Genomic DNA, 24,768 nt, shown 5'->3' with positions numbered 1-24,768 from the left:
CGACCGCGTCCTGGAGCGTATCGGGCTCGCACTGGCCGGACGGGCCGGCGCGAGGATGGCGGCCCAACTGGGCCTTGGTGCCGGGCGGATGACGCTCCTGCGCCGGGTGATGGCTTTGCCGGACCCGCAGTTCAGCACGCCGCGGGTTCTTGGGGTCGACGACTTCGCCACCCGCCGCGGCCACTCGTACGCCACCGTGATCACGGACGGCGAACGGCACAACCCCATCGATGTCCTGCCCGGACGCGAAGCCGCACCGCTGGCCGCCTGGCTGAGGGCACATCCAGGAGTAGAAGTGATCTGCAGGGACCGTGCGGGTGCTTATGCCGAGGGCGCCGCGCTCGGTGCCCCGGACGCACTGCAAGTCGCGGACCGGTTTCATATCCTTCAGAACCTCGGCCAGGCCGTCGAGAAGTGCGTCGCGGCGCATCGCGACTGCCTGCGCACCGCCGCCCCTCCACCGGACCGTGCTGCCACCGGCACACTGACCGGTGACAGCGAAGCGGGGCTGCCCTTCACCGTGGTGCCGACCGGCCGTCGAGCGGAGCGGATGCGGGCCCATCATGCCCTGGTCCACGGCCTGTTGAGTGAGGGTATGGGCTTGCGGGCCATCGCCCGCCACTTGGGCTGGGGACGCCATACCGTCCAGCGGTACGCACGGGCGGCCCGCTGGCAGGACATGGTCACCGGACGCCGAACTCGTCCCAGCCGCCTCGATGTGCACCAGCCCTACCTGCAACGACGCATCGCCGAAACCAGTGGCACGATCACCATCAAGGAACTGCGCGAAGAACTCGCCGGCCGTGGTGACCAGGTGCCCTACAGCAGCCTGCGGGACTGGGCCCGCAGCCGCCTGGAATGGCCCGACGCACCCGCTCCGGCCGCCGCGGGGCCGTCCGTACGGACCCGTCGTCGGCTGGATAACCCGCCACCCTCACCGAAGAGGAAACGACCCAGCTCAAGGCCGTTCTCGACGCCTGCCCCGAGCTGGATCAAACCCACGAACTCGTACGTGACTTCGCCCAGATGCTCGCCCGACGCACCGGCGCTGACCTGCCGGACTGGATCAGCTCCGCCCGCGCCACACGGCTGCCCTCGATCACCGGATTCGCTCACGGACTCACCACCGACCTGGAAGCCGTGATTGCCGGACTCACCGTGCACTGGAGCTCCGGCGGTACCGAAGGCGCCGTGAACAGGGTGAAAAAGATCAAAAGGCAGCTCTACGGACGGGCCGGATTCGAAGTGCTTCGCAAGATGATCCTGCTCCAGTGACGCTCTGCGACCACTCCCCAAGATCTGTGCCAGAGCCCGCTGAACAACGTCACAGCCATCTCAAAGAGAAGTTCGGCGGCCTGCGCGTCTACGTGGACAGGCCGGCGAGCAGCGGTGACGCTCTGCGGACTCTGATCGCCTCCGCCGAGACGGAGGCGGAGCGCACCTGTGAGTTCTGCGGCGCCCCCGGCCGCATCCGCACCCGCGATGACCGGCCGGGAGGATGGCGCAAAGCCGTGTGCGGCGCCTGCCACAGCGCCTGGTCGGCACGTCGAATCATGATCGTCTGTGGTGAGGTGCATACCCGTGAATGAGGCCGCTGGCAGACGGTGTGCCGGACAGGCGGGCGGGGCAGTCAGACCTGAACGTGCCCTGCCCTGCCCAGGCGTTGGCGGGGTTCCTGTGGGTGCCAAAAGAGATGACTGGTGACGATCGGCAGCGGTTCTGCAGCTACGCCGACGCGCAACGTTTCAGCAACCGTGTATCCGGTTCCTGCGTCACTGCCTCGGCCTTGGCTGAATCGGGCGCCTGATGCCCACGCCCGGTTGCGGTCGGTTTTGCACTGTGGTGAGCAGCGGCCTCTGCCCCGCGCACCAGTCGCCGAACCAGCTCGGAACCTCTCCGGACTCTTGCAGCGTGCGCAGTTCTCTCCGGCTGAAGGGTTCTGCTCCTGAAATGACAGTGCGTCCGGGGCCGTTGGTCCGTGTGCTGCTCACCCGGTCGAACCACGGCTGCCCGTGGACGAAGCCGGCATGTTTGTGGAAGGGGTGGTACGCGGGCGTCGTCACTTCGAACAGGGCGCAGCATGCCCAGATGAGGGCATCGCGGATGTCATGGTTCTGGGCCGCCTCGGCCAGCTTGTCAGGCGCCAGGGCGGTGGTGTCCTCACCGATGCGCGCGAAGACGGTGCGGAGGAAGGTGCCGTCGACCTGTGGCAGGCCAGCTCGCGTGGATGCGCCGAAGGCGGCTGTGATCTTGCCTGCGCCGTGCGGCTCCTCGGTCTCAGCGAGGAGCTCTTCCATGTCCAGGACAACCGGCCCCGGGACCGTTTTGCCGAATGCCTGGAATCCCAGAGCCCACTCCCAAGCGGCGGGAAGCTGGTCGGGCTCCACCAACGCGTTGCGCAGCAGGTAGGCCATGACCGGTGGATCCTGGGAACGCGGGGTGTCCAGTCCCAGGGCCACTTCGTACATCTGCTGGTCCCACTGCGGATCGAACATGAGGGCTTCTCCTCGCCAGTAGAAGCGCGCCCACCTGGCGAGGGCTTGTGTGGCGTGGAGCGAGTCGGTGTGGAGCTTGGCGATGAATCTGTTCCGGGGGTCTCGGGAGAGTTCGAACACCGCCATTGCGGTGTCGCGGCTGGATTCGGGGCTGCCGGCGTCCCAGGCGGCCAGGAGAGCGTCGAAGATGGCATCGGTCGACTGAGGGGGAAGAGGAGCCGCGTTCATGACGCGCAGGCACAGCGAGAGGTACTTCGCCGAGGCCTCGCGGCTGGTGTTCTTGGATCTCTCCATGAGGCTCAAGACAACGTCGCGTGCGCCGCCGTCGTACTTGTCGTCGGCGCACTGAAAGATCACATCCGCCAGTACCGAGCTCGCGTCCCGGTCGTAGGCGAGGACCATCTCCTTGACCACCTCATCGAGTGTCCGTGCCCGCCGCACGAGGGCCTCCGCGGCGAAGTACTCCATGAAGGTGCGGTGCGTGAAGCCGAACAGCCGGTGGTCGACGGAATCCGTGCCCTGGTAGGACAGGAGCCAGGCCCGGTCCGCACAGAAGTCCAGGAAGTCCTGTGCGCGGGTGCGGGCGTCGACCTCGTCGACCGAGGCCGTGTCCGTGAAGAAGGTGGCGATCAGCTTTCTCAGCTGCCCTTCCTGCACGCCGGCCTGGGCTGTCTGGCTCTTGTAGAAGAAGAGCGCGAGTTCCTGCATCAGGCGGGTTCCGTAGTGCCGGTGGTCCATCGGCTGCTCGATGTGGCGCATGGCGTCCCATCGCTGGAACAGCAGATCGGCACAGGCCTCGTACACGGTGCGGCGGTTGCGCGGGATGTATCCGCGGGCGCGGTACAGGGCGCACAACAGGGAGAGCATGAGGGGATTCGTCCGGATGTCGGGGACGTTTTCCGTCTCCCGCAGGAATGCCAGGCGGTCCTGCTCCGATCGTCCCGTGGCCGCGAACCACTTCTCTGTGTACTGGCCCACTTGCTCCAGGGAGAAGTCGTCCAGCTCGTAGATGTCGAAGTGCCGAGTGTCGAAGGGCGCCTTGCTGTACCCGACACGGCGGGCCGTGATGAGAATCGGGATGAGCGGGAACCGGTTCGCGAAAGCTTCGATGGTCCGTACGAAGTTCATGCGACGTCCGACGTCGACGATCTCGTCGATGCCGTCGAAGATCACGAAGGAGCGGCCGAGGGTGGCCAGGTCCCCGATGGCTTCCTCCGCCACCTCCAGCTGCAGGTTCTCGCGGAGGGCACGGGTGATCGCCGACAGTATGTACGCGGCCCCGTCCGCGCCCGGAACGTCCTTGCAGGACACCACGAGAGGCGCGTAGGCGATGCCGGAACCGGAGCGTGAGAGCTGGTGCACAAGGTTCTGCGTCATGGTGCTCTTGCCGACACCCGGGTTCCCGAGGACCACACAGCGCGGACGACTCAGAGGCGAGACCAGGAAGGAGTCGTCGCGGAACTCGTCCGAACCGCGCTTGCGCAGGTTGCGCTGCACATACAGCACTTCGTGGTCGAAGCGGGATGTCTCGCTGGCGTGACTGAAGGTGTGGGCGAGGCTGAGTTCGGCGTACCGGCGCTCCGACGCGGCTCTGATGTCCGCCAGCACCTCCCGCGCCCGCTTCACCCGTGCCGAGGACCCGAGGATGTCGACGATGTCCCGGAAAGCGGCGTTGGGAGGAGCCTCACCGCCTGCCACCTCAGGTGCGGCTCCGATGTAGGCGGTGACCTTCTCCAAGTCAGCGGCGCCGATTGCCGCGGTGACGCTGTCGTCGAGCGGGAAGATGCTCTCCATGTAGGCCATGGCCAGCTGCCAGAGCGCGCCGGCGAGCCCGGCCCAGCTGTATCCGTGTTCGTCGCAGAAGTCCTCGGCCCGGGCCGTGAAGGTCTCCTCGTACTCCTGCTCAAGTTCGGACAGCTCCCGGCGGGATCTGAGGCCGAGCCTGGCGATAAACAGAAACTGCGACAGGGCGACGATCTCGGGCTGCTCAACGAACTGCGACACCTGGGCGACCTGATCCTGGGTCAGCAGAGCAACCGCCTCGCCGGCGCCGTCCTTGAGGAGAAGGCCACCCCGCTCATCGGACTCCTCCGACCAGGTCGGTGGCGGGGTATCTCCCGTCACCGGGGCCGACGACCTCGTCACGAACGCCGCTGCCACACGTCCGACCACACTGCCCACAACTACCGGTTCCACCGTTGCCCTCCCGCGATCGGATTCACATCCTTACAGAAGCGCCTCACGGTCGGCACCGCTCTCAGGGGAGCAGCTCCTGGATGCCTCAGGCGTTCTGCCCTGAGAGCCAGAGGGCCATGGCCACGCGGCATCTCGACGGCATGAACTACGTCTTCACCATGCCGCTGTCCGATCACGCCGAACACGACGGCGGGGATTACATCTACTACCAGGGCCACCCCTGGGACTTCGAAGCCCACCACGACGAGATCACCGCCCAAGGACACGCCCACCCCGACGTTGGCAGCGCACCGTTCCAGCACGTCGGCGACACCATGTTCACCCGCGGAAGCCGCGCCTACGGGCCTTCCCTTGAAGTGGAAGGCCCGCTCAATCACGAGGTGGCGGTTGGCCCAGACTTGTGGCTACGTGCGGTCACTCCCGCGGTGGCTAATCACAATCCGCCAACCTTAAGATTCACCCTTCACTCTCGAGCTCCTGACGATCACTCAGCGTTCCTGGATTCTCGGGCGTCGCCGGGGCGTGACTGCGGCCTGGGGCGCCGGCGTCTGGCAGGTACAGCGGCGTTCTCCTCGCCGGTGGCGGCGGATGAAGAGAACCCGCCCGGCACGGTCGGCCGAGCCCCAGGCACCGCCGGGGCGGAGTGCTGCGCGGGCGGCGCGGGCGAGGACTGTGACGTTCGCTGTCTGCGCGGTGCAGGTCTAACAGATCTCCTCCACGATCCCTACACAGCCCACCGTGGGGTCGTGGCGAAGGATGAGCAGCATGCCGTCCGTGCAGGAGGTTGCTGTCAGGGTGGGCGGCGCACTGCTGGGCGGCTGCAGTCTTGGCTGTTGTGCGAAGCGCAGGTTACCCAGGCCAGCGCCCCGTATCCGGTCCTCGTCCAGGCTCGCAGCCGGTGACGGAGCTCGAGCGGCGATCGGGGTGTTGGTCGCCAAGCATGTGATCGGGTGTGCGTGCCCGTCGTTTCTCCTACCTTCCTGAGAGCACCTTGCCGTCCTCCAAGGCACGCTCGGGACCCCGCTGCGACGAGTTGCCCAGGTGCGCTGTTCCGAGTCCCCCGGTCAGACGGCCCGCCGGCCGTGATGATGGGTTCTAGGATGGGCGGCAGGGGGCAGCAGGGACCGGGGGTGGCTTGTGGCGCAGGTGCTCGTTGTCGGTATCGGCGCCTTCGACAACGAGGGGGGCAGCGGGGAAGAGGGCTTGCCGGTTCCGCAGGGCCTTGGAGCAACTGCCGTCTGTCGCACCAGCCGTGGACGGTTTGGCAGCGCAGCTGGCGAAGGTTCCGGGCTTGACCGTGCTCGGCGGCGGCGCCGTGCACGACCTTCAGGCCCGGGAGCTGGCCGAAGTATGGCGCAGCGCACGGCAGACGGCGAGGGACCGCGGCGACGGCGAAACCCTCATCGTGCACTTTGCTGGACACGGCGTTGAGGGCAGTGGAAACCACGCACTGTTCCTGGCCACGCGGGACTGCGACAGTTCCAACATCGCGTGGACGGCACCGCAGGTCAGCACGTGGCTGACGGAGGTGGAATCCGAACCGGGCGGGGCGCCGCTCCTGCTGCTGTTGGACGCGTGTGGCTCCGGCCGCACGGTGATGCAGCAGACCCTGGAAGGCATCCGAGCACAGGAGCGCCGGGCCTGGGTCATCGCCGCGTGTGCGCCTGACGAGAAGACGTACCAGGCCCGCTTCACCACGGCGGCAGGCCTGGTGGTGGAGCGGCTGCGGGAAGGGCGGCTGGATCTGTCACCGGCGCTGCAGCACGTGCCGGTGGAGACACTGGCGCGGGAGATCGACCGTGAGCTGGCGAGGTCGGCCGTGGTCGAGGATCTTCCAGCGCAGAGTGTGCTGCGCACGGTTCATGCCGACGCACACGTGGAGGTGCCGCCGTTCCTGCCCAATCCGTCCTACCGGGAGACGCCGGGTGGCCGGTTCCGGCAGGCGGTGGAGACGGGGCTGTGGCAGTTCGCCGCTGCCGTCGATCCGGCTCTTGATCCGTTGCACTTCATTTCCCGCGCGGCCGGGGCGCCGCAGCAGCAGGACATCGCTCAGGGGTGTTTCTTCACTGGCCGCGAGGAACAGCTGGGCCAGATCAAGCAGTGGCTCGAGGAAGACGGTCAGCCGTCGTTGATGGTGGTGACGGGCAGTCCGGGTTCGGGGAAGTCGGCTCTGCTGGGGGTGGTGGCGTGTCTGGCTCATCCGCAGCTGCGTGAGGTGACGCGGCAGATCGCCACGGCGATCCCCCGCGATGTCCGGCCGGAGCTCAACCCGGGTGTGGCGGCGGTGCATGCGCGTCAGCGGGGTCCCAGCGAGGTGCTTTCGTCGGTGGCGTCGCAGCTGGGCCTGGGTGAGGAGCCGAGCAGGGGCTGGACTGCCCGGTCGGTGGTGGAGCGGCTCACTGTGCAGCGGGATACGCCTGTCATGCTCTTGGTGGATGCCCTTGATGAGGCGGCGTCGGACATGGCGCTCGTCAGCGAGGTTCTGCTGCCGCTGGCCCGTGCTCGGCGCCGCCCGGACGAGTCCGGCACGTCCGTCAAGGACCCGGTGCTGTGCCGGGTGCTGATCGGGATGCGGCCGTTGTGGGACCGGTATTCCACTCTGCTGGACGAGATGGAGGACCATTCTCACCTGCTCGATCTTGACGATATCCCTCTCAAGCAGCGCACGGCCGAGCTGTCCGATTACCTGCGTGACGTCTTGGAGACCTCGCGCGTCTACACCGGGCTTGGGGCGGTGACGCTGCGGACGCAGACGGCCGAGGCGGTCGCTGCACGGCTGGGTGAGCAGCACAAGAGCGGTGGGTTCCTGCTGGCCTCCCTGTTCGCCCACTATCTCGTCCACCAGGATGTGGCACGGCCGGTGGCGGAGGTCATCGAGCGGATTCCCGCGGACCTGCCGGCCATGCTGGACCTGCATCTGGATGTGCTGGAGCGTCAGCATCCGTGCATGTCGGCGGTCCTCTCAGCGGTGGCGCACGGCTATGGCCAGGGCATGCCGCTCGAAGTCGTTCATCATGTCGCCAAGGCATTTGTCCCACCCGGCGTGGGCGCGCCGGACCTCGTCGACACCCGCGACGCGCTGCGAGCGGCCGCCTTCTACCTACGTTTCAGCACCGACAGCGACGGCCGTCACCTGTACCGCTTCTATCACCAGAGTCTGGTGGATCATCTGCGGCAGGCGCATGCCGGGGTGAGTCGCCGTGAGATCTTCACGCGGGTGCTGGACACCGTGCCGGGACCCAGTGATTTCGCTGCCCGCAGCTTCGCTCTGGCGCTGCCGTATGTGCTGCGGCACGCGGCGCAGCACGCCCAGGAGGCCGCAACCCTGGACGCACTGCTGCTGTCGGCGTCCTTCCTGATCCACTGCGACCCCCAACTGCTGTTCGAGCACATGGATCCGGGCAGTGTGCGGGCCCAGTTCTCGGCGCTGATGGCCCAGACTGCTCTGTCGCCGCTGCATGAACCGTGGCAGCGGCGTGAGTGGCTGCGCCGCACCGCGACCGTGTGGGGCGAGACATGGCTGGTTGAGGCGCTGGACGGCCTCGCGGAAGAGTCGGCCCAGCCGTTGCAGCCGCAGATCCTGGAGTTCCGCTGGGGCACAGCCGAGCGGTATTCCTACCCGCCAGACGACGTCAGCCACGCCACGCTCACGCACTGCTCCGGCCGCTGGCTGGCGGTCCTGGGCGACGAGCAGGGCGTGGAGGTCTGGGACGCCCGCCTGTGCATCCCTTTGCGCCGCTTCCCTCAGTTCGCGGCGGACTGCCTGCTGACCGCACTGTGCAGCGGCGACGGGCCCGACGGCCCGCTGATTGCAGCCAGCACCTCCGATGGCCAGGTGTTCGTGTGGGACCTCAACAGTCAGGCCCTGCACACCCACATCCGGACCGACGGCCACGCCATCACGGCCGTGGCCATCGGCCGCTTACGCGGGGCGCCCATGGTGGCGGCCTGCGGTGGTGGAGAGGTCACCCTCTACGATCTGTCCGGCAAGCGGATGGCATCCATGGATGTGCTCGCAGGCTGGCTGTGCGGCATGGAGACAGACGACAGCGTGGATGACCTGTGGGAGCCGGAGCTCGACATCACGGGATACGACTGCACGGCAGTGGCGCCCTGCCATCTCGACGGCACACCTTCCGTCATCGCGGGCGCGGTCGATGGAGCACTTCATGTGTGGAACGTGGACGGCAGCCGGCACCGCACCCTCCGGGGCGGGTCGCAACCAGTAACCCTGCTGCAGGTCTTGGAAGGTCCCGGTGGGCCATTCGTGGTGACCAGTGCCGAGGACGGGGCACGTGTCTGGGACATCCGGGCCGGCTCACACGAGCTGTTGGCCGGAGCCGGAGCCTCCCCGACCGGCTCCGTGCTGTTCGACCGTGACCAACGGCCCTGCTTCATTTCCACCGACGCCAGCGCCGCGGTCCGGGTTCACCGCCTGGACGATCCTCAGGCCCCGAGTAGTTGCCCGCTGCACATCGATGAGGAAGCACGTGTCCTGGCGCTCGCGGCGGATCGCCATCAGGTCGCCGCCGTGGGCATGGACGGCGCGACGCTGCTTTCCCACAGCCAGGACAGCCCGACGCCAGCGCTGACTCCCTACCAAACCCACGACAGCGACGTCGCAGCCGTCGCGGTGGGCGGCGTCGATCCCCAGGGCAGCGTCCCTGCCGTCAGCGTGGGTCTCTCTGGCGTTTTCCTGGTCTGGGATGCCTCAACCGGCGCAGTCGTGACGTGGGGGGCCCTGCCCGGCATCACTGCCGCTGCTGCGGGCACCCTCGACGGCACGGGTGTCGTCGCCCTGGCGTACTCAACCCGCGGGGAAAGGGGCATCGAGGTCATACGTCTCACCGACCCCAGCCGCCAGCGCCGACAGCGCATCCCCTGGAATCACACCGTAGACGCCATGTCCATCGCCGAGACCGGCGCTGCCCCGGGCATCACGCTGCAAACCGCCGGCCTGTTCGTCCTGCACCCCGACGTCGCGCCCGCTCCCTTGCCTCTGCCCGCGCTCGCCGAGACCGACCTGCTCCCGGTGGCCTGCTACACCCATGGCCGCTGCAGCGGCCAGGACATCACCGTCGTCGCCTACGCCAGCGGCTCCCTGGCCAGGCGCTGGGGGCGCCTGACCGTGCACACCCCGCCGGAGGGACCACGGATCCTGGCAACACTCGATGAGACCATCACCTGCGTGGCAGCCGGTCCGTGGATGGGCCAGGACGTTGCGGCCGTGGGCACCGAGAACGGCGAGGTGATCACGTCGTGTGCCGGGAGACGGGCGATGAACTCGACCGTCTCCCGGCACACGACGTGACCACCGCCACCGTCGACTTCGTGCACACCACAGGCTCCACCCTGCTGGTGACGTCCGGCGAGGACGACTGCATCCGGGTGTGGGACGCCCCCAACGATGGCGAGATGCTGTCGGAGACCAGCTTCCCCGACACGCTGGCCGACGTCAGTGTCTGCGACGACGGGGTCTTCGCCGGGTTCGGCGAACGGGTCGCTTTCTTCACCTGGGCCGACCTGGCCCAACGTCCAGGCGCGGAAGACATGATGGGAGATCGATGAGCAGGATCGTGGTCGTGCACGGAGTGCGCAACTACCAGCGCGGTCTGAGCCCGTACGCGGCCCGGGACACCCTCGCCGCCACGTGGGGTGACAGGCTGGCCATCGGATACAAGGACGCATGCTTGGAGCACCTGCCCCCGCCCCAGGTCACGGCGGCCTACTACGCCCACCATCTCAACAACGCCGAGGGCCAGGGCGCGGATGATGATCTGGACCGTCTGACCGCGGGAGAACAGCAAGCAGTACTGGCCTGGTTTCATGCCGTCGGCTTGCCGTCACAGCCCGCGGAAGGCCAGTCCTGGGGCGGTCTGCCCCTGCGCCAGACCATCGATCTGGTCGCCCGCAGACGCGGGATCGCCGCGCAGACCCTCGCGCGCATCGCGGTGGCATTCCTGCCCGAGGTATACCTCTACCTGTCCTCGCCGGCCCGACGGGCCGCCGCCCGGCAAGAGGTTGCCCAGGCGGTGGAAGCATCCGGCGCCGATGTCGTCGTAGCGCATTCGCTGGGATCCGTCGTCGCCTACGAGGCCCTGCACGCCCATCCGGAGTTGGATGTGAGCACCTTCATCACTCTGGGCTCGCCTCTCGGACTGCCCGGCGCCGTCTTCGATGCGCTCGATCCCGCACCGGTGGAAGGCCACGGACAGTGCCCCCCGCACGTCACTTCCTGGACCAACATCGCCGACGCCGGCGATCTGGTGGCTCTCCCCCGACGCCTGGGTGACCGCTTCCCTGTGACCGCCCATCAGGAACTTCACATGGCGATGGCCGACTTCCATACCCTCGGTATGTATCTGGCATCCGGTCTCACTGCTGCCGCCATCGCTCCGCACTGCTAATGGGCGTGCGCCCGGCGAACTCGCCCCGGTCCGCACACGAACTCGCCGTCAAAGTGCGGAAGTTGGGCTCCGCCGTGTCCTGTGATGCCTCATGGTTGCCGAAAGCGCAGGCCGCTGCCGGAAGACCGCCCACGGCCACTGCCGGGTGACTTCGATGCCCCCATCTGGCTCTTGCCGCGGCTGCGAGATCGCCGGGGGCGTCCGCTTCGGCTCACGGCGCGCAGCTCAGGATGTGCGTCGTTGCCCCGGCGGTGCACGGCACCATTGATGATCAACATGGCGTAGCGGACCTACTTCAGCGTGGCAGGGATCGCAGACCGTCTTCATCCAGCCGTACGGAGCGTCACCGCGGCGTCAGCGGTGACTGGTTGCTCCGCAGAACTCGCAGGTGTTCTCGGACTGTTCCTCGGCCGACCGGACAACGTCTCGCGCCTCGGGGCGCTGTGGCTCCGGGACGGTGATGCGAACACGGAGCGTGCCGAGTTTCTCCTTGAGGTCCTCGACCTTGTAGCCGGCGTCCAGAGCGCAGAGTTGGGCATGCAGCCGCAACAGCAGGGGATGCCAACCCAGACCGACCGTGTGCAACCGCTCGGACAGCTGCTGCCGTGCCGGACCAAGTCCGCGTTCCCCCGGATCCCGGCCCCTTGAGCCCCTGCACCCTCTGCGCTGAACAGCCCGTACGGACCGCGTTCGATCTCAGCGGCTGCAAACGACCTCCTTCGGGGCCACCTGGTCCCCATCTCGACGGCCATCGGCGGTGGCACGTAGGCGTTCTCACAACATCTGCGGCACTCTCAGTCATCTTGCAGGAACACAGTTCAGGTGTGCTTCTCTCCTCCGAACCGCCCCTCAAGACTGTCTCAGCGCATCTGCGGGATCACAGGTCACAGCCACACGGCTACCGCAACATTGATGAGACCTCACACTGCCGGGCATGGCTGATGAGATCGGTGGCAGTCATCGCGGCCAAGTTCTCCGGCGAGCCATCCTCTTCGGCCGCCGACCAGGCCAGGGGCTCGGGAAGCGTGTCCAACGACGGTGCCGGACCGAGGCTTTCGCACAACTCTCGGTAGCGCCGCAGCTGCTGTTCGGGCAGGACATCGGCCAGTGCGGCATAGCGGTCTCGCTGCCAGGCGCCCGCCCACTGCTCGACGTACTGCTCCGGCGGCTCCGCACCAGCGGAAGTGCCACGGAACCGCTCCACGAACCGTTCGGTGTCCGGCCCGGCGTCGATGATGGCCAGCACCCGTTCGAGCACGGGAGGCATCAGCGAACTGGCGTGGGCGCGGGCCAAGAGTGCCCACTCACGTTGTGACCGGGAGGCGGCGATCTGATCGGAGTCCGTCAGGACACTCTCCACCACGTCCGGGGCGCTGGCACCATGACGCTGGAGAATATGCAGGCGCAGCCTGCGGAAGACCAGCCACGGCTGGGACTCCAGAACGGACAGGACAGGGTGGATGTGTGTGGCCGCCAGTTGGTCTGCCGTGTCGCGGACCGCCTCCGTGAGCAGTGCGCGGTCATCGGAGCGCATTCCCCCATGGCCCGGGTCCAGCGCCGGGTACCACACGGTAGACAAGTCTTCTCCGCCGGCGCGTTCCGGGGCCATTCCGGTGGCCAGAAGCGCGCTGGCCAGGCTGTCGGCCAGCACCTCCAACCCGGCCGTCCCCAGGTGACGGGCCAAGTCGACGTTATGCGTACGGAGGATCTCCTGGAGATCGTAGTCGTCGATCCGGCCGCCGTGCTGTACGGCCTGCAAAAGTGCGGTCATCACCGCCAGAGCCTGCTCGGTGTGGCCGCCCTGGGCGCAGCGGACTGTGCGAGTTGGGCGTAACCGGTCCGGAGCGATCAGGTAGGGGCCACGGATCGCTTCCACCGCCCGCGGCACCAGACGCGCCGCGTCCGCGGGGGGCAGCAGGAGTGCCACCTCCGCAAGATCGAGGTTGACCCGCGGGTTATCCGTCGAGGGGATCTGCTCGGCGATTGCTGCCACGTCTGCCGGGGCAACGCTGGCCATCCGCACCAGATACGTTGAGGCTGGCCAGGCGGGAAAGACCACCGTGCGCGCTTCGTCGTCGGTTTCCGATGCCGGTGGCGTACTGAAGAATCCGTGCTCGCGCAGGTGCGGCAGCCACCGGGGAGCGTTCAGCAGTCCAAAGAAGCGTTCCTGGGTCAAGTAGTCCTGGGGGAAGGCATTCAGAAGCAGCTTCACATGGGCCTTGCCCGGCTCGCGGACGGCAGCCAGGGTCTCCAGACGCTGCAGCACGGTGACGTAGCGGGTCTCGAAGCGGTCGAGCACCACATCGAGCATGTCCTCCAGTGCGGCCAGGCGCACACGGACCTCTGCGTCCATCAGCGTCTGTTCCATACGGACCCGGTGCGCGTAAGCGTGCAGTTTCGTCGCCTCTGCCAGCCAGACAACGCCCGCGGGGCTGTCGGTAGGGACGCCCAGCCAGTCCAACACACCCTTCACTTCGAACAGGTGCCGTTGGTCCCTGGTCGGATCGTTCCGGATGGCATCGGGCAGGAGGACATCGCGGAGGGCGCTCTCCAGTTCCCGGAACAAGTGCGAGACCAGCATCCCTGTCGAACGCAGCGGCAGATCCTCATCCAGCAGGGTGCAGATATCGGCGTACCAGCCCGCGGGCCCGGAGCCGAACCGGCGCAGGCGACCCAGAACCCGCTCCCGCCGATCAAGGTCGACCGGGCCGGAGAGTTGCCCGGACAACCGCTCCAGAGGAGCCTCACGCTCCTGCGGCACCGGTGCCACCCCCTATCGGCCGGCCCAGGCCAGCGCCCCGACCGGAACGCTGACCGTCCCAAGGACGCGCCGGACTACACCCTGATCGTTCCACAGCCACCCCCGCCCTCGCGGCCTCGATGACCGACTTACTCCCCAGCCCCACCCGCCAGCGACCGGCCATCCCAACCAAACAGCAAGCCCCTGACCAGCACGAACACGCACCAGTCCATTAGGTACAAGAAACCATCCCCAACGCCACACCGCCATTGTCAACAGAACCCCAACAACCACAACTCAGAAGCCTCGTCACCACCGCCGGAGGGACCCCAGAAGCACCCTTCCCTCTTCTCAAAAAATCATCAACACCACAGCTCACACCCCACCCACCACACCAACTGCGAACCCCTCAGTCACAACAGGTCCTTGCCCGGATCACCTGGTCCAGACGCGAGCACGACCACACAACCGCCAACCGCACCGTGTTCACGAGCGCCCTACGCTGACTGCCTCCGGCTTCGCCATGTAGGGCTCGGGCACGCAGCGTCACGCTCCACACAACGAGAGCCAGAGCCCTGAATCGGGCAGCGCTGTCGACGGTTTCAGGCAACAGTTGGCGATCAAGCGTCTCGACGATATCGATGAGAACGGACAATGCTGCGAGCTCTTCCCGGCGCCAGTGGGAAGCGCATACTGCGTGGTGTGGCGACTTACAACAACATCGGTGCGACCTACGCTGACACCCGGCGACCGGACCCCAGAATCGCCGCCATGATCCATCAAGCCCTCGGTGGTGCCGCCACCGTGATCAACGTGGGAGCCGGCACCGGATCCTACGAACCGTCGCACACGGTGCTGGCTGTTGAACCCAGCTCAGTGATGATCGCTCAGCGTCCGGCCGGATCCGCGCCCGCTCTGGAAGCATCCGCAGAGTCGATCCCTCTCGCGGACGACACAGCCGAAGCGGTGATGGCCCTCCTGACCGTGCACCACTGGAGCGACCTGGAAGCCGGCATCGGGGAACTCCGCCGCATCGCCCGGCAACGAATCGTCATCTTCACCTTCGACCCCGACATCAGCCGCAGGTTCTGGCTGCTGGACGAGTACCTGCCCGAGGCAGCCGCAGTCGACGACACACGAGCGGTCGCGGTCGACCGCCTGGTCACACTGTTGGGAGGCGCCCGCACCGAGACCGTCCCCATCCCGCACGACTGCTCAGACGGATTCCTCGCCGCCTTCTGGCGCCGGCCCGAGGCATACCTCGATCCGCAGGTCCGGGCCGGTATCTCGGTGTTCGCCCAGACCAGCGACGAAGTCATCCAGCCGGGTCTGGCCCGGCTGTCCGAGGACCTGTCCTCCGGCCGGTGGCACCAACGCCATGCCGACCTGCTCGACCGCGACGCCCTCGATGTCGGCTACCGGCTTCTCGTGGCCGACCTGTAAGACAGGCGAGACGCACGATCGTCCCAACGACTCGGTCACGACCCTTCCGCCGGCCGCGTGACTGCCCGCCAACGCGGGGCCTGGTCGTCAGGAATCTCCGGAGAGGCGAAGTGGAACGGCACGCCCAGGTGGTCGGCCAGCGCCTGCCCGGCCTCGGCGGCGGCAGTCCGCGCAGACGAGTCGTCAGAGCGGTGGTAGACAGTCGCCAAGTGGCCTTCCCCGTCCGGACACTCCAGGACCGCTACCAGCACCACAAACCAGTCGTGCACGGTGTCGCCGTCCCACAGAGCCTCGATCGCAGCCACACGGCCCGGAAGAGCTGCCGCACGGGCAGCGAGTGAGGGGACGTCTAGCGGATCGGGCGGCGTGCGCTGCACCTGGCCGGCGAGAGCCTCGTATCGCGAATGGACCACCCGCTCCGCCTCGTGCAAACCCAATCCCAACGGGCGCAAGGCATCCCAAACAGACCTGACCGCCAGCAGTCGGCGATCCCGCAGCACTTCGGCGTCGACCTCCCGGCGAGTCCGCTCCTCGAGACAGGCCCACCAGCCGCTCACTGGCTCACCCACCGGAATTCCCGGATGCATGTCATGCCCTCGAACGTACGACAGACCGCCGCGTACGACGCAGCCGGCCCATGAGGCAGGCCGGCGCCGCCGAAACTCGTGAACATCCTGCCCCGGCCACTTCGCTTCGGCGCCTCCCCATGCCCGCTGACATCACACCAAGCCCATGGCACTCCCTACCCTCCAATCCAACCAACGGCTGAGGTAGACCGTCTGAAGATCCTCGTTGGAGGGCCGCTGCCGTGGTGTTGGAGGGGTTCCCGCGTCGGCGGCGGAGTACACGGCACCCTGGTGGCGGCTCTTGTTCTTGCCCGGTTCTTGCGGCCGTGGCTCTTGGCCATACGGCTCCCGCTTTTCCGCGCCCGGCCCCATGACCCGATGCGCGCGACGAACAGCAGCTTGCGGAGGGCTCAACAGCTGTGCGGCCGTCGGAAGTTGACCCACACCTTGCAGTGATGCTGCACAGTCCGAATCCTCGCGTGAAGTCTGCAGGCATCTTCGCCGTGGTGTGCCCCGGTCATGAGCCCGCACCCGCAGGGCGGAGATTCTGTGCTGACCCGGCCACACGGTTCGCCGCCGACCGCACCCGGCGGGACCACTACCATCATCGTCGTCATCACTGCCGCCGTCCTCGCCCGACTCGGTGTCGACCCCGAGTGGGCAAGCACGGCAGCTGCAATGGCTGGGGTGGTCGTCCAGACCAGCAGCGGTACTAGAAGGGCAGCCCGACCACGCGCCAGAGCGCCCGTACGCTGCTCGCATTCAGGGTGCCCCCCGACTCGGACCGATGGGCGCCCACGCTATCTCCGTCGCTGACGTGTGGCGCTCACCTCGTCGATGCGGGCCCGCTCGTGCTGGGCCGAAGCGTCCACCGGACCGGCCGCCTTGCTGCGTGGGTCTGCTCCCGGTCCATGTGCCGGCAGCCGAGAAGCGGCCTCGACCAGGGAGGGCGGCTGGCTGGGGGGTGGGCTTGTGGGGATGCGCAGGAAATACGGGACCGGCGCCTGGTCAGGGGTGACGGATGCAGCGAAGATCCTCGCGCACCCCTCATCGAGATCCGTAGCGGAATTGAGTGTGTCAAGCACCGCGTCGTCCGCTGCGAAGAGCAGAGCATCCAGGGCGGCGTCATCCGCCGGACCGTCCGGGTCGTAACCGTCAAAGGGGGATGTCATCGTGCACCGCCTTTCGAGATGCCGAGCGCGCGTTTCAAGTTCTGCCGGGCCCGGGCAAGGCTCTGGCGTACCGCAGCGGGCTCTATCGACAGTTCCTGGGCTATCTCGGCAGGGCTGAAGCCGTCGAACGTCCATGCCATGACCTCCCGCTGACGGGTCGGCAACCAGCTCAGGGCCTCATACACGCGGGCTTCCTGCTCGCCGAGTTCCACCGCAGCCATCGGGCATCTGCCGCCCGGCAGATCCGGGAGCGTGGCACAGGGATGCTCCTTGGCCCGGCGCACCTTGAGCAGTTGGCGGTAGGCGACCCGGCGCAGCCATGCGGGTGCGTGTTCTATGGCATCCCAGGCTTCGTAGGCCAGGACGAAGGTGGACTGCGCGATGTCGGCGGCTTCGTGAGGGCTCGCGCCGTTGCGCATGATGAAACGGATGACCGGCGTCAGCTGCTGCTGGTAGCAGTGCGCGAAAGCCGCCCGCGATCTGGTGCCCGCAGACGGGTACAGCGTGGTGGGAGCGGCCGCTCCCGCCGTCTGCCGTGGCGGGGCAAGAACGACCGGTGCGGCTGTCACAGCAGGAGGCCGCGTGTCGTTATCCACCGAGGCCCCCCTGGCTGCCGGTCGGGCCACCGATCTGGACCACGGTCTCGCTCTGCCCAGGCCGGCGCTTGGAGATCCGGCTCCCCGGCGGCAGTACCTGCAGCTGGGTGCTGAGTGCCTCCTCGTCTATCTCAGCCAGCCGTACCGCAGCCCGGGCACGGATCCACAGGTAGCCGACACGCGCCGCCCCACCACACAGCCCCAAGGCCACCGGCGCAACCACCGCTATCTCCACAGGTCATCTCCTGGGGTCCTCGTACGCCAGCAACTCCGGCGTCCTCCACCACTCAGTAGTGCACGAACCCCGGCCCAGCGTGACTCTCCCTCAACAACAGCCGCAGGAAAGCCAGTTCCTCCCACGAACGAGGCAGGCGTCTGGCGGCGAGCCCGATCCGAACTGCTCCGCAAGATGCTCCTGCTTCAGTAACCCTCGGCGACCGCTCCACAACCGCTCTGTCTGTTGCGCAGCTTCAGCTGTGGATCATCGACATGAGCAGCTGGTGGGTTTCGCCGTCGGCGGCCACGACAAGTCCGCGGCCTGCCTGTCCGATCGGGGCGCCGTCGATCCCGGTCACTACGCAGCCGGCTGCCTGGCACAGAGCGATGCCGGCAGCGAAATGCACGCTCCCAGACAGGTCGCCGCCATCCGTGACGTATGCGGCGCGCTTGCCGGCAGCGACCCAGGCCAATGCCAGAGTCGTAGACACAACCCGGGGCCGGAACCGCTCCACGAATCGGTCCTGGGCCAGCAAGTTCACAGCCCGGAAGCCGGGCGCGCCGGGGAACGGCGGATCCAGATTGACATCCACGAGTTGCGTGGCAGACGTGGGCGCCAGCTGGGCATCGGCGCCCGTGTGTCGTACCCAGGCCGTCTCACCATCGGTGAAGAAGACCTCGCCGCTGAACGGGTCGGCCACTGCGGCCGCACCGCTGCGCAGCGCCACGTTGACGGCCACGAGCATGTTACCGACGGCGTAGTTCAGCGTGCCGCACAGGGGATCCACCAGCCACTGGCGCGCGGCCCCTGCGGCACCCTGCTGTCCGCCTTCTTCGCCAAGCACACCGTCATCGGGCCGAGCAGCGTGGATGACACTGAGGATCATCTCCTCGGCGTCGGCATCGGCGGCGGTCGAAAAGTCCCCGGCGCCCTTGTCGATGCGGGCGAGCCGCCGGCCGTACAGGTTGCGCGCTACATCCGCACCGGCACGGGCCGCGGCCACCGCGACCCCGACATCGTCAAGGCCCGCATACGAGTCGACCATGCCACGCAGGATATCGGCGGCCGAGGCTCAGACCTTCTTCTGCCAGACCCATCCCCATGCTCGCAATCGAACGCGCTGCTACGTTCCGCCCCCAAGACCTCTGCCGGAACCGAGGTTTGAGAACCTCTCATTGATTGCCTCGGGATCGTGGTCGTGCTCTGCACGACGAGGAGCCCGGGTGCTGCGAAGACCGGCACCGATTCCTCCCTTCCCGCCGCCACTCGGCCCGCGCCGAACAGTGGTCCGTGGGCTGAGGCGGCTCGGTCGACGGGAGCCTTGGACGGTGTCAGCGATAGTCGTTGAGCCAGTCGCCCGCCTTCCTTGAGTTCCGGGCAGGGCGAGGACGGCCGGCGACAGCTCAGGTCCGGGCGTGAACCGGACCTGAGCCCCTGCTGCCCCGTGGGCTTGGGAGGACCTGCAATGGGCCCGCCTGCCCGGCACCCCTGGGCAGGCACGCGGGAAGCCCCCTGCAACGGCCTGCGGCAGGCCGCGCCGAAGACGTCCGCGGCTCCCGGTGACTGCCCGCAGCCCAACCGCGGGGCTCGAGGGTTTCACCCCGCCGCACCCCCTGACGAAGCAGGGCTTTGAACGGCATCCTGCTACCGCCCAGGACCGCGCCCAGCATGGTGGGCAACCGCGTCTGCGGGGCGGACAGGACATCGAAGCGCGGGCCTGCAGCACGTCGCACGGGGCCGCCGTTGTCTACACCCACGACAGCGAGAACCTGCTGCCGGCCCTTCGCGTGCCCGGTCTACCGTCGCCGCAGGCGCCCTTCGACCAGGCAGTAGAGGCGGTCCAGGAGACGGTAACCCAGCGAGGAGGACTGGATTGCGGCATCTCGCTGTGCGCGATCAAAGTACTTCTCGCTCGACTCTTTGCCGTTCAGCCAGTGTTTCCCTGATCCCACGATGACAGTCTCGCGATCACTCACCGGATTCCCCCCGTGATTCGCCCGCCCAGTTTTCTCCACTGTATCTAGTTCCTTTCCCCGTCAGGAGTGGAACCACTATCCGGCCCGGGAATATTTTGCGGATCACGTCCGTTCGCGGGTGTACCGTTCACTGCCTGTGGATCTTGACCAGAACCATTGGCCTGGGCGGGTAGGCTCCTGACATATGCCGTCAGATCCGCCGTAGCCTGGCTCGCACCGATCAAATGTGCGATTGCGCTGTACTTCTTCCTCTCCTCGGAGTCCGCGATGGCTCCGATCGCGGCAGCCTGGACAATCAGGATCCCTTTCGGCTCCTCCCCCGCACGAACGGGCACGAAGAGTGCCGTCACATAGCCGTCGGCAAGGTTGATACGCCACCGCTCAGGATCTTCTTCAATCTTTTCGACATAGCGGTCCTTCGTGCCGGTTGCAATATCGAGGAGGTATGACCCTGCGGCTTTGTCAGCCTTGTAGTGATCAGGCATTTCGACGGATTCACGTGAGATTGCCCGCTTGGCGAGCCGCTCCGCCCCTGCCTTGTCCGGATCTTTTTCCAGGGCATAGAAACTGGCGACGGAGGGGCCGTCCTCCACCAGGTGGGCGGCGATCTCGATCAGGCTGCGATTGATCTTTCCACGCAGGTCAGCGTCAGGAGTGGACATGGACGCGAGGGCCGCCAGACTCTCCGCAACCGGCCGGACACCGGCCTGGAAGACCACATCGGCGCGCTTGCCGGCGGACAGCGCGGCCGGAGAGACCGGCGGCTGATGTCCCTGGACAAGGAATGTCAGCCCGGCCGCGGCTGCTGCGGCCAGCGCCCCGAGCGCGAGGAAAGCAAGGTTCAGTTCCCGGTCGCCTGCGGCGATGACGCCGAACGACGTCGATGCACCGCTCAGAAGACCGACAATGACAGTGATCGCCAGCCTGAATTTAGAAGTATGACGCATGCAATTCCTTTCCGCCTGCCGGTGAAGTCCTACACAAAAGCACAGTCGGAGAGGTCAATCGGTTCCCGATAAACACGAGTTCACGCGCAAGGGTGAACGGGGTGCCGAAGGACGCATGCTAGCAGCGCAACGACAGGCGCTCACCACAGCCGCACGCGCCCCCGCCAACGCTACAAGGCGCCTCATTTTCAGCCTGTGACATCTTGATGCATAAATCTATCCGTAATGCAGAAAGCGTTCTGCATGACCATCAGCCCATGCCGCTCACACCACAAAGTCCTCGATGCCACTACATCCGGATTCCGTATCCGGAAACAGGAATGTTTGATTCAGCTGGAGACACAGCACACTTTCCGGGTGCGTGGACACTGTCAGGGTTGGATCGCCTGCGCGGCACGCCGCTCCGCCCATACCGGCCGACCGTGCTCACGGCCGCAGGTCATACCCGCTTGAATCCGTACAGGCTCCAGCCATGCAGGTGCGGCGCATATCCTCCGCGGCGCGTACGGCGATCGGAGTGCGGTCCCGTCCGCTGTACGATCCGGGCCGCCACCCTTCTGCGGAAGGGGCCGGCCGGCCCCGGAGACGCTCGCTCTTCGTCGCAACTGGGCGTCACGCCGGGAGCAGTTCGTCTCTCGGTGCTCCGTGCGATGGGTGCATCCGCACCGAGACGTCGCAGATACGCAGCACGCTGGCGGTCTCGGGAACACCGGCGGGCTACACCAACGCCACGGCCTCGCGGTGCAGGGCGTTCCCGCCGGCCCGCAGGCGGCATGAAGGCCAAGTCACAAGAACCGCGGGCGGCCGCGCATGCAGGAGGCGACGTGGTCGTCGACCAGCTCGATGTCCGGTCCCCCGTCCTTGCTCACCCGAGCATGTGCTGGGGAACGGCCAGATCCTGGTGGGCGAACAGACGCATCAGAGCCGGTGGGTCGTCCTTGGCGCAGGTATCGGCCACCACATCGATCAGCTGGTCGTACTCCGGCCCTGTCCTGCCTTCGTACGCCGCGGTCATGCGGCCCCACTCGTCCCAGGGCAGCGTCTCCTGCTTGCAGAGCGCGGCCAGGTCGCGGACGGCATTGCCGCTGATCTCGGCCCACCCCCAGGCGTGATCAGTGCCGCTCACCCCGAACGTGTCCGGATCGATCAAACCATTGCGGTAGTGAACCCATGCCTCACCCCCGGACAAGAACTCGCCGCGCGCGAGGTCCTGCGGACGGTCCACGTTTCCCCTGCCGAGGATCTCGGTGTCGATGCGCACCCAGCGGGCCTGGCCACCGTCCCAGTACTCGGTGATCCAGTGATCGACACCGCGTCCCTCCTGGAAATAGGTGGCGAAACCGCATCGGGCCCTGGCGGTGAAACCTCGCGCCCGCAGGACCGCGCAGGCAAGGGTGGCGAAGTGCCGGCAGGTGCCGATCACACGCTTCTCGGGCGTCCGGGCGTGATGCAAAGGTACGGGTTCAAGGGCGGTCAGCGCGGTGACCAGTTCGCTGGCCCGCCGGATGTTCTTCTCCGCGATCCGGCTCTCAGGGATCCCTGACGCCGCGGCGTCCCCGGGCTGGATCACCAGCTGCTGCACAGCGGCACAGATGCCCACAGGGGTGTTGGGCATCCCCTCGATGAGCTGCAGTTGCGTCCCGTCCAGGCTCGTGAACGGCCCCGGCTGAGCGTAGTTGAGCGCGTCATCGGTCATAAGCGGGCATCGTAGGGGCCGGGACTGACACCCAGACCTGCTCCGGCCAGTTCATTCCCGGCATCGCCGGAACTCAGCGACAATTCTGCGGCTGATCCCCCACCAGCACTCCCCGAACTCACCGTCACACGTTCCTGCTTCCCACCCACCCAGTCACTGGGTGATTCACCGTCTGGGCCCATACCGCAGGCGCACTGCCCGCAGACGTCATCCCCCGCGGCAGAGCGGGAGGCATTCCGCGGTGGCGATCCGGCGCCGTCATCCCCCGGCCTGCCGGCCCGCAGGTCTCGGCGATGCGAGCACGCGGACCTCGACGGTGCTGGAACTACGTTGATTGCGTGTGCTTGCCGCCCCTCGCCCGGCACGCGACGGTGGACAGCGCACCACCCCACAGCACCGGGTCGAAAACGCACCGGGCGACACCTCTCGCAGCTCGACCGCGCGTGCGTGTCGCGACGGCCCGCGAAGGTCGCGAGCGCCGTCGAGAGGAGGATCCCGATGCGCGAGGACCCGTGCACGGACGACGGGGAAGGCGAGGCGGTGGGGCAGCGGCCCGTGCCGGCGGCGTCCCGGCCGTCGCGGAGGTGGTGGCCGTTGGTGGGTGCTTCACGGCAGGTGTGGTGGGAAGGGGTGCGTACCGTGCTCGGTGTGGTGGAGGCGGTCGCGATCCTGACTGACGCACAGGCCCTCGCCGTTACGGCGAGGGCCCTCGCTGCGGTGGGTGGCACAGTCGTCGATGCCGGCAAGCCCGAGCGGCCGTGACACCGGGGTCCGGCCGCTTCCCGGCGGCCGGGCCTTCCTCCCGTTTCAGGCGTCCTGCTTCCAGGTAACAGCATCCGCAGGCGACAGCCAAGGAATCCGGCGTCCGGTCGTTCCCGGCCCGGAGCACGAAATGCGTTTCGTGCTCCACCGAGAAGAAGGAAGAAGGGGGGAACTGCTCGTGTCCGCACCGGCCGACGCGTGCCGTGCCTGCGGCCGGGCGCTGCCCGCGGCACGCAGGGCGGGGCGCCCCAGGCAGTACTGCTCGAGCACCTGCCGCTCGGCGGGGCGGCGGATGCGCGCACGCGAAGCCGCCCGGGGCGGCGGGCCCTGCACCGTCCGACTGGCGGGCCGGCGCTGCACCCGGCCGGCCGAGCACACGCTGTCGGTGCGCGGGGTGCTCTTCCGGCTCTGCTCCGCCTGCCACCTCATGACCACCCAGTACCTGCTCGACCAGCACGTCCCGGCCACCGAGATCGGCGCCGTCCCCTCACCGGCGGTGAGCCAGACGCCCCGCACGCAGCCGGCCGGCCCCGCCCGCCCCGGTGTGGGACCCGCCCGCCCGACACGGCTGCTGATCGTCGAGGACGACGATGCGATTCGCGTCGCACTGCAAGCTGTCCTCACCCGCTTCGGCTACACGGTCCTGGCCGAGGGCACCGGACGCGCCGGTCTGCGCAGCGCCTACCTCCAGCGCCCCGATCTCGTCCTGCTGGACGTGATGCTGCCCGACACCGACGGATTCGAAGTCCTGCGCCGGCTGCGCACGGTCAGCGATGTTCCCGTCATCTTCCTGACCGCCCGCAACGACACCGTCGACGCGGTCGTCGGGCTCACCAGCGGCGCGGACGACTACATCACCAAACCCTGCCAACCCCGCGAGATCATCGCCCGCATCGAGCGGGTCCTGCACCGCTACCGGGCCGCCGAACGCCGGCACGACGACATCTACGACGACGGCCTGCTACGCCTGGACTCCCCGCAGCACCAGGCATGGGCCGCGGGCTCCCTCCTGCCCCTGTCCACCACCGAGTTCCGCATCCTTGACCACCTCGTACGCCGCGCAGGCACCGTCCAGCACTTCACCACACTCCTCCAGGCCGGCTGGGACACCCCCGCCCCCCTCCGCACACAGCCGGGTCAAATTCACCATCTCCCGGCTACGCAGCAAACTCGACACCACCCCCGCAGGCGGCGCATCCATCGTCTCCGTCCGCGGCATCGGATACCTCTACCGCTCCCCCACCACACCCACCGCACCCGCCCCCCAGCACACCCCCACACCCGCCGGCTACAGCCACACCCACACCCTCCACACCCCATAAAACCCAGTACGGCGGAACATCCAGGGACAGTTGACCGTTCATCTGGATGCGGCTGCAGAGGGGGACAGCGTGCCCGCGCCTCACCTCAAGCCCATGGGGACGATCGTCCGGCTGAAGCCCCATAGAGCCTTTCGTCGAGAGGCGACCGGCCCCGCAGATCACCACATACCGCCCCGGCTGGCCTCCCCCGTCCAGCCGGGGCTTTCGCATTGCGGCACGCCCCCAGCGTCGTC

Annotated in this window: 17 protein-coding genes and 1 pseudogene; 10 read left to right on the top strand and 8 right to left on the bottom strand. The window is 67.5% G+C overall.

Annotated elements, in window-relative coordinates; translation table 11 throughout:
* Positions 1 to 55: 55 nt before the first annotated feature.
* The 3 genes and pseudogenes from ACFWXQ_RS25115 to ACFWXQ_RS25105 form a co-directional block, all read left to right on the top strand.
* A pseudogene (locus tag ACFWXQ_RS25115) lies at positions 56 to 376 on the top strand (transposase); the annotation flags it as partial.
* Between the two features lie 611 nt (positions 377 to 987).
* The gene (locus ACFWXQ_RS25110) at positions 988 to 1,275 is read left to right on the top strand and encodes a transposase (RefSeq protein WP_383948316.1); all 288 of its coding nucleotides are present in this window, start codon (positions 988 to 990) and stop codon (positions 1,273 to 1,275) included.
* Positions 1,272 to 1,589 carry a hypothetical protein gene (locus ACFWXQ_RS25105; RefSeq protein ID WP_383948307.1) on the top strand — a complete coding sequence of 106 codons (318 nt, stop codon included), beginning with the start codon at positions 1,272 to 1,274 and terminating at the stop codon, positions 1,587 to 1,589. The genes ACFWXQ_RS25110 and ACFWXQ_RS25105 overlap by 4 nt, the downstream gene beginning before the upstream one ends.
* A 183-nt stretch (positions 1,590 to 1,772) precedes the next feature.
* Here ACFWXQ_RS25105 and ACFWXQ_RS25100 read toward each other — a convergent pair whose 3' ends face one another.
* Positions 1,773 to 4,619 (bottom strand): NACHT domain-containing protein, encoded by a 2,847-nt coding sequence (locus ACFWXQ_RS25100; protein ID WP_383948310.1) that lies wholly within the window; start codon positions 4,617 to 4,619, stop codon positions 1,773 to 1,775.
* 188 nt (positions 4,620 to 4,807) lie between these two features.
* Between ACFWXQ_RS25100 and ACFWXQ_RS25095 the strand changes: the two genes are divergently transcribed.
* From ACFWXQ_RS25095 to ACFWXQ_RS25080, 4 genes are all read left to right on the top strand, one after another.
* On the top strand, positions 4,808 to 5,593 hold the full coding sequence (locus ACFWXQ_RS25095) for a hypothetical protein (protein ID WP_383948313.1): 786 nt from the start codon (positions 4,808 to 4,810) through the stop codon (positions 5,591 to 5,593).
* Positions 5,594 to 5,988: 395 nt separating this feature from the next.
* Positions 5,989 to 10,002, top strand: coding sequence for an AAA family ATPase (locus ACFWXQ_RS25090; protein ID WP_386269200.1), 4,014 nt, complete (start codon positions 5,989 to 5,991; stop codon positions 10,000 to 10,002).
* Positions 9,999 to 10,259: a hypothetical protein gene (locus ACFWXQ_RS25085; protein WP_386269188.1), complete on the top strand. Its 261-nt coding sequence runs from the start codon at positions 9,999 to 10,001 to the stop codon at positions 10,257 to 10,259. Before ACFWXQ_RS25090 ends, ACFWXQ_RS25085 begins: the two co-directional genes overlap by 4 nt.
* Positions 10,256 to 11,098, top strand: coding sequence for a serine peptidase (locus tag ACFWXQ_RS25080; RefSeq protein WP_383953646.1), 843 nt, complete (start codon positions 10,256 to 10,258; stop codon positions 11,096 to 11,098). The genes ACFWXQ_RS25085 and ACFWXQ_RS25080 overlap by 4 nt, the downstream gene beginning before the upstream one ends.
* Before the next feature lie 354 nt (positions 11,099 to 11,452).
* Here ACFWXQ_RS25080 and ACFWXQ_RS25075 read toward each other — a convergent pair whose 3' ends face one another.
* Together ACFWXQ_RS25075 and ACFWXQ_RS25070 are read right to left on the bottom strand one after the other, a co-directional pair.
* Positions 11,453 to 11,647: a hypothetical protein gene (locus ACFWXQ_RS25075; protein ID WP_383953644.1), complete on the bottom strand. Its 195-nt coding sequence runs from the start codon at positions 11,645 to 11,647 to the stop codon at positions 11,453 to 11,455.
* A gap of 349 nt (positions 11,648 to 11,996) precedes the next feature.
* Complete coding sequence (locus ACFWXQ_RS25070) at positions 11,997 to 13,859, bottom strand: hypothetical protein (protein WP_383953642.1); 1,863 nt, start codon at positions 13,857 to 13,859, stop codon at positions 11,997 to 11,999.
* A gap of 633 nt (positions 13,860 to 14,492) precedes the next feature.
* Here ACFWXQ_RS25070 and ACFWXQ_RS25065 point away from each other — a divergent pair.
* On the top strand, positions 14,493 to 15,281 hold the full coding sequence (locus ACFWXQ_RS25065; protein WP_383953640.1) for a class I SAM-dependent methyltransferase: 789 nt from the start codon (positions 14,493 to 14,495) through the stop codon (positions 15,279 to 15,281).
* A 35-nt stretch (positions 15,282 to 15,316) separates the two neighbouring features.
* Here ACFWXQ_RS25065 and ACFWXQ_RS25060 read toward each other — a convergent pair whose 3' ends face one another.
* The 5 genes from ACFWXQ_RS25060 to ACFWXQ_RS25040 all read right to left on the bottom strand — a co-directional run bounded on the left by ACFWXQ_RS25060 (position 15,317) and on the right by ACFWXQ_RS25040 (position 22,451).
* Positions 15,317 to 15,868, bottom strand: a complete 552-nt coding sequence (locus ACFWXQ_RS25060; RefSeq protein WP_383953638.1) for a hypothetical protein — start codon at positions 15,866 to 15,868, stop codon at positions 15,317 to 15,319.
* Positions 15,869 to 17,015: 1,147 nt separating this feature from the next.
* Positions 17,016 to 17,615, bottom strand: a complete 600-nt coding sequence (locus tag ACFWXQ_RS25055) for an RNA polymerase sigma factor (protein WP_383953636.1) — start codon at positions 17,613 to 17,615, stop codon at positions 17,016 to 17,018.
* Positions 17,616 to 18,085: 470 nt separating this feature from the next.
* Complete coding sequence (locus ACFWXQ_RS25050; RefSeq protein ID WP_383953632.1) at positions 18,086 to 18,877, bottom strand: inositol monophosphatase family protein; 792 nt, start codon at positions 18,875 to 18,877, stop codon at positions 18,086 to 18,088.
* 975 nt (positions 18,878 to 19,852) lie between these two features.
* On the bottom strand, positions 19,853 to 20,755 hold the full coding sequence (locus tag ACFWXQ_RS25045; protein WP_383953630.1) for a hypothetical protein: 903 nt from the start codon (positions 20,753 to 20,755) through the stop codon (positions 19,853 to 19,855).
* 865 nt (positions 20,756 to 21,620) lie between these two features.
* Positions 21,621 to 22,451 (bottom strand): transglutaminase domain-containing protein, encoded by an 831-nt coding sequence (locus ACFWXQ_RS25040; protein WP_383953628.1) that lies wholly within the window; start codon positions 22,449 to 22,451, stop codon positions 21,621 to 21,623.
* 498 nt (positions 22,452 to 22,949) lie between these two features.
* Between ACFWXQ_RS25040 and ACFWXQ_RS25035 the strand changes: the two genes are divergently transcribed.
* Together ACFWXQ_RS25035 and ACFWXQ_RS25030 are read left to right on the top strand one after the other, a co-directional pair.
* Positions 22,950 to 23,213, top strand: coding sequence for a hypothetical protein (locus ACFWXQ_RS25035; protein WP_383953626.1), 264 nt, complete (start codon positions 22,950 to 22,952; stop codon positions 23,211 to 23,213).
* A gap of 292 nt (positions 23,214 to 23,505) precedes the next feature.
* Positions 23,506 to 24,660 carry a response regulator transcription factor gene (locus tag ACFWXQ_RS25030; protein ID WP_383957471.1) on the top strand — a complete coding sequence of 385 codons (1,155 nt, stop codon included), beginning with the start codon at positions 23,506 to 23,508 and terminating at the stop codon, positions 24,658 to 24,660.
* Positions 24,661 to 24,768 lie beyond the last annotated feature (108 nt).

Origin of the sequence: Streptomyces sp. NPDC058697, assembly GCF_042715345.1 — a bacterium.
GTDB classification, from domain to species: domain Bacteria; phylum Actinomycetota; class Actinomycetes; order Streptomycetales; family Streptomycetaceae; genus Streptomyces; species Streptomyces liliifuscus.
This window is presented reverse-complemented; position numbering and strand designations above follow the sequence as displayed.

What these genes read in the sequence shown, in the direction of transcription:
- ACFWXQ_RS25045 (WP_383953630.1), bottom strand. Translation starts at nt 20,755, where the DNA reads ATGCGTCATACTTCTAAATTCAGGCTGGCGATCACTGTCATTGTCGGT.
- ACFWXQ_RS25095 (WP_383948313.1), top strand. Translation starts at nt 4,808, where the DNA reads ATGGCCACGCGGCATCTCGACGGCATGAACTACGTCTTCACCATGCCG.
- ACFWXQ_RS25030 (WP_383957471.1), top strand. Translation starts at nt 23,506, where the DNA reads ATGCGCGCACGCGAAGCCGCCCGGGGCGGCGGGCCCTGCACCGTCCGA.
- ACFWXQ_RS25065 (WP_383953640.1), top strand. Translation starts at nt 14,493, where the DNA reads ATGCTGCGAGCTCTTCCCGGCGCCAGTGGGAAGCGCATACTGCGTGGT.
- ACFWXQ_RS25050 (WP_383953632.1), bottom strand. Translation starts at nt 18,877, where the DNA reads ATGGTCGACTCGTATGCGGGCCTTGACGATGTCGGGGTCGCGGTGGCC.
- ACFWXQ_RS25060 (WP_383953638.1), bottom strand. Translation starts at nt 15,868, where the DNA reads ATGCATCCGGGAATTCCGGTGGGTGAGCCAGTGAGCGGCTGGTGGGCC.
- ACFWXQ_RS25040 (WP_383953628.1), bottom strand. Translation starts at nt 22,451, where the DNA reads ATGACCGATGACGCGCTCAACTACGCTCAGCCGGGGCCGTTCACGAGC.
- ACFWXQ_RS25035 (WP_383953626.1), top strand. Translation starts at nt 22,950, where the DNA reads ATGCGCGAGGACCCGTGCACGGACGACGGGGAAGGCGAGGCGGTGGGG.
- ACFWXQ_RS25080 (WP_383953646.1), top strand. Translation starts at nt 10,256, where the DNA reads ATGAGCAGGATCGTGGTCGTGCACGGAGTGCGCAACTACCAGCGCGGT.